Annotated in this window: 2 tRNA genes; both read left to right on the top strand. The window is 50.8% G+C overall.

From position 1 onward, the window contains the following. Positions 1-152 precede the first annotated feature (152 nt). Positions 153-238 (top strand) — tRNA-Leu (locus UFB30_RS16555). Positions 239-247: 9 nt separating this feature from the next. After that, a tRNA-Arg gene (locus UFB30_RS16550) sits at positions 248-321 on the top strand. Positions 322-323 lie beyond the last annotated feature (2 nt).

Here is a 323-nt window from a genome sequence, read left to right as displayed (position 1 = left end):
TGTGGTGGAATTGGCAGACACGCTAGACTTAGGATCTAGTGCCGCAAGGCGTGGGGGTTCAAGTCCCTCCACCCGCATTTTTATTTCTTTTTTAAAAAGCATTGACAACTAGAAGTTATATTGATATAATATTACTTGTCGCTCGAAAACGAGCGGTCGTGGCGGAATGGCAGACGCGCTAGGTTGAGGGCCTAGTGGGAGAAATCCCGTGGAGGTTCGACTCCTCTCGACCGCACCAAACAAGTAAGCGCCCGTAGCTCAATTGGATAGAGCGTTTGACTACGGATCAAAAGGTTAGGGGTTCGACTCCTCTCGGGCGCGCC

It is taken from the genome of Jeotgalibacillus haloalkalitolerans (assembly GCF_034427455.1).
In the GTDB taxonomy this organism is placed as follows: Bacteria; Bacillota; Bacilli; order Bacillales; family Jeotgalibacillaceae; genus Jeotgalibacillus; species Jeotgalibacillus haloalkalitolerans.
The sequence above is the reverse complement of the archived record's forward strand: the minus strand, read 5'-3'. Positions and strand labels throughout refer to the sequence as shown.